The organism is Streptomyces cinnamoneus (assembly GCF_014650495.1).
Lineage (GTDB): Bacteria > Actinomycetota > Actinomycetes > Streptomycetales > Streptomycetaceae > Streptomyces > Streptomyces cinnamoneus.
In genome coordinates this window covers 1-3,624 of sequence record NZ_BMVB01000062.1, presented here as the reverse complement: position 1 = coordinate 3,624, position 3,624 = coordinate 1, and the positions used below count along the sequence as shown (strand labels likewise).

The window sequence follows — 3,624 nt, the reverse complement described above, 5'->3', positions numbered from 1 at the left end:
GCTCCCCAGCCCTCATACAGCCAGCGAACTACCGCCCACCCACCACGACAAGGGCCACCTAACAAAGCACTACTAGGGGCTGTCCGGGGAGTCACGGAAGCCGGAGCCGATGGCGGGGCTTCTCGCCCGGGTACCACGAGGGCTCGGGCGTCGGCGTGGCGGACTTCGGTCGCCCGGTCGGCCGTGTGTCGAACGGAAGCCGCGGCCCGCAGGCATCCGAAGTCGCCGCCGGCGGGGCGCTCGCTCGCGTGAAGCCGGTAGGCGGTGAAGGCGTTGGCCAGCTCCCGGGCCTTATCGAGGTCGGTGCACCAAGCCCGCCCTCCCTTGGTGCAGGTGCCTGTGCGGCCTCTACCACCGCGAGTCTCCCGGCCCTGTTGTCGCCGGCGGTTGCACGGCCGTCGGGCGAGCCCGGGCTGCTCATGCGCATCGGTGAAGAAGGGGCGGATCCAGATTGCCTCGTGCCGACGCTACTTCTTCTGGCGGCGATGGCGGTCGTCTTCGACACGCCAGCGGCGGGGGACGACGAAGCCCTTGGCGCCCTTGTCCCTTCTTGTCCCGCTCGTCGGTCAGCTGATAGCTCCAGCCGGCCTCGCGGAAGACTCCGCCATCGGTCCGCTGGGTGGTGAGGACACGTCCGCGGGCCAGGCCGTACATCAAGATCGCTTTTGTCATGCCCGAGACCGTAGGGGCAGCCACGGATGGCGTCGCGCCGCTGTCGGCCCCGATCTGCGGTCGGGGCCTTGGCCGCAGGGAGCCCGGCCGGAGGGGGCCGGGCGCGGTTCCGGGGCCGCCCACGGCACGGGGACCGTGGGGCCTTGACGACGGCGGGTGCACGGGTCGCGGTTTCCCACCGCGTTGGCGCCGGAGGGACACGGTTCCCAGTTATGCGGCGGAGGTGAGTTCGGCGCGGCCGAACAGCAGGGCGTAGCCGGTGGGGAGCTGGTGGAGGATGCGGGTGAGGAGGTCGGGGCCGGCGTGGGCGGCGACGGCGGAGAAGACGGATCCGGTGTCCCAGCGGGTGGTGGCCAGGGAGGCGCCGGTGCGGGCGGCGAGGTCCTTGACGAAGGCCCAGCCGGTCAGCGGCTGGGTGTCAGGGATCTGTGCGGTCAGGACGCGTGCGGCCTCCAGGGGCAGGCAGGCGGCCAGGTCGACGCGTTCGTCGCCGGTCAGCTGGCGTCCCAGTCCCGACAGGACCAGGCGGATGGCTTCGTCGGCTCTCTCGCGGGTGGGGTAGGCGCCTTCGTAGCGGACCTTCTCCAGCATCTGCTCATACGCCGCCCCGTACGGCTGCTGGCGCTCGAGCGGTACGCGCACGTCGGTGATCACTGCGGTGCATGCCTTTCGTGGAGCCAGGGGTGCCGTTATGCGGCACCGAGGTATGGGTCAGGTGGGCTGGGGGCGGCCGAAGAGGAGGTCGTAGCCGGCGGGGAGCTGAAGCAGGATCTGCCCCAGCAGGTCGTCGCCGGCCGTGTCGGCAACCGTGGACAGCACGGCGCTGACGTCCCAGGTCGCGGTCTGCTCGGTGGCGCCCTCGATCCAGGCCGCGGTCGCCCGCACGAACCGCTCCGGGGGCAGCGGCTCGGCGCTCTGCAGCGGGTTGAGCAGGATCAGGGCGAAGCCCTCCGGCAGGCGTGCTGCGAGCTGGGCACGGACCTCGCCGACCAGGTGCGCGCCGAGCAGGGCGAGCACCACACGGGCCGCGCGCTCGGCTTCCTCCACAGTGTCGTACTCGCCGCGTTCGGTCACGTGGTCGAGGAACGCTTCGCGTCGCAGAGTCATCTCGGCCACCACCCCTCCTTGCTCTTCGGACTGCCCACGGGGTGCGGAGGGCGGGTCAGGGGGAGAGATCAGGTGCCCGTCCTCCGCACCTGTCCGGCCGGCGTCAGCCGGAGATCTCCTTGTGGCCGGTCCCGACGCCGATGGAGATCTTGCGGGGCTTGGCCCGCTCGGCGATCGGGATGCGCAGCGTGAGCACGCCCGCGTCGTAGTCGGCCTTGATGTGCTCGGTGTCGAGGGTGTCGGCGAGCACGATCTGACGGGAGAAGACGCCCAGCGGCCGCTCGGACAGCTCCATCTGCACGTCGTCGGCCTTCGCCACCGGCCGGCGCTCGGCCTTGACCGTCAGCATGTTCCGCTCGACGTCGATGTCGATCGCGTCCGCGGTGACACCGGGAAGGTCGAAGGCCACCACGTACTCGTCACCCTCGCGGTAGGCGTCCATCGGCATCGCCGACGGCCTCGACCAGGTACCCGGGCCCATCAGCTGCTGCGCCAGCCGGTCCAGCTCACGGAAGGGGTCAGTGCGCATCAACATCGTGAAAACACCTCCAGCAGGTTCAGGCAGTTGCTGCCAATGCGCCTCACTGAAACCGTTGTAGCATGTCATCCAATGGATGACAAACACGATGTCGTCCACATGATGACAACCTTGAGGGAGGGGCCCGTGACCCCGGCCGACCAGCCGTCCTCGCCCAGCACCGACGCCCACAGCCCGCCGTCGTTCCTCGCCGCCGCCGCGGCCCTTGACGCCATAGACCACGCACTGCGCACCGCCCAGCACGAGGCCCCCGACACCCCCGGCGCCGGGCCGGCACCGGAGCAGGCCCTGGCCTCCTTGTCACTGCTGCGGCAGGTCCGCGAGCGGCTCGCCGGGTGGGAGACCGGCCTGATCGAAACGGCCCGCGACGCGGGCGCCAGCTGGGCCGATCTCGCCCACCCCCTCGGTGTCGCCAGCCGCCAGGCCGCCGAGCGCCGCTACCTGCGCGGCCGCCCCGGCCCCGCCGGGACCACCGGCGAACAGCGCGTCCAGGCCACCCGTCAGGCCCGGGCCGCCGACCGCACCACCGCCACCTGGGCCCGCCACAACGCCGCCGACCTACGCCGCCTCGCCGGCCAGATCACCGCACTCACCGACCTCCCACCCGCCGCCCGCCGCCCGCTCGGCGACCTCCACGCGGCCCTCGCTCACGACGACCCCGCCGGCCTCATCGCCCCCCTGGCCGCTGCCCGTCCCCACCTGGCCGCCGCCCACCCCGACCTCGCCGCCCGGCTCGACACCCTCGCACCCCCCTGACCCCGCCCGGCGCACCGCGACCTACCCCGACCGTTCCTGAGTCGGCTCGGGGGCCTGCTGTATGCCCCTTACCGCTTGCGGGGCACGGTGCAGTGGCCGCGCCAGGACGAGTGCGCCTCCTGGCCAATACGGAGGCCGGCACGGTTCCGTACTTCTCGCGTACGGCACGGACGGTCGCTGTCGCGTCCGGGGTGATGTCGCAGCGGCCGCCTGGGAGAACCTGGTCGCCGCCATCGAAGGCCAGACCCTGGCCGCCCGGCCCGCTTGGCCCGGCCGCCGTTCTCTACCGGGCCCACTGCCCCACCGGCAGCACGACCGTCAGCACCGGAACTTGAGCAAGGCCGGAGACCGGCGCGGGGCCGCAAGGCGGCGACAGGTGTCTGCCGGGGCGATGCCGATAGCCACCCTGCTCGCGGCCGCCTGAGGGCATGGCGGGGGTCCAGGATTGCCCTGCGGTAGCCGATCAAGAATGGGCTAGGCAGTGTCTGATGGCTCTTGCCCGTGTGGTGGATCAGCCGTTCTCCCGGGCAGGAGTCCGTCATGGTGCGTCG

4 protein-coding genes are annotated in these 3,624 nt (G+C 71.9%); 1 reads left to right on the top strand and 3 read right to left on the bottom strand.

What is annotated here, in order from left to right:
* Nucleotides 1-882: 882 nt before the first annotated feature.
* The 3 genes from IE182_RS31425 to IE182_RS31415 form a co-directional block, all read right to left on the bottom strand.
* Entirely contained in the window at nucleotides 883-1,326 is a 444-nt protein-coding gene (locus IE182_RS31425) for a DUF2267 domain-containing protein (RefSeq protein ID WP_190113403.1), read from the bottom strand.
* A gap of 57 nt (nucleotides 1,327-1,383) precedes the next feature.
* Complete coding sequence (locus IE182_RS31420; protein WP_190113404.1) at nucleotides 1,384-1,779, bottom strand: DUF2267 domain-containing protein; 396 nt, start codon at nucleotides 1,777-1,779, stop codon at nucleotides 1,384-1,386.
* Nucleotides 1,780-1,882: 103 nt separating this feature from the next.
* Entirely contained in the window at nucleotides 1,883-2,314 is a 432-nt protein-coding gene (locus IE182_RS31415; RefSeq protein ID WP_190113402.1) for an Hsp20/alpha crystallin family protein, read from the bottom strand.
* A gap of 129 nt (nucleotides 2,315-2,443) precedes the next feature.
* Between IE182_RS31415 and IE182_RS31410 the strand changes: the two genes are divergently transcribed.
* Nucleotides 2,444-3,073: a type III effector protein gene (locus tag IE182_RS31410; protein WP_190113401.1), complete on the top strand. Its 630-nt coding sequence runs from the start codon at nucleotides 2,444-2,446 to the stop codon at nucleotides 3,071-3,073.
* Nucleotides 3,074-3,624: the final 551 nt, after the last annotated feature.

Bases quoted from the DNA above. Each gene is read 5' to 3' on its own strand.
- IE182_RS31420 (WP_190113404.1), bottom strand. From the start codon at position 1,779: ATGACTCTGCGACGCGAAGCGTTCCTCGACCACGTGACCGAACGCGGC.
- IE182_RS31415 (WP_190113402.1), bottom strand. From the start codon at position 2,314: ATGTTGATGCGCACTGACCCCTTCCGTGAGCTGGACCGGCTGGCGCAG.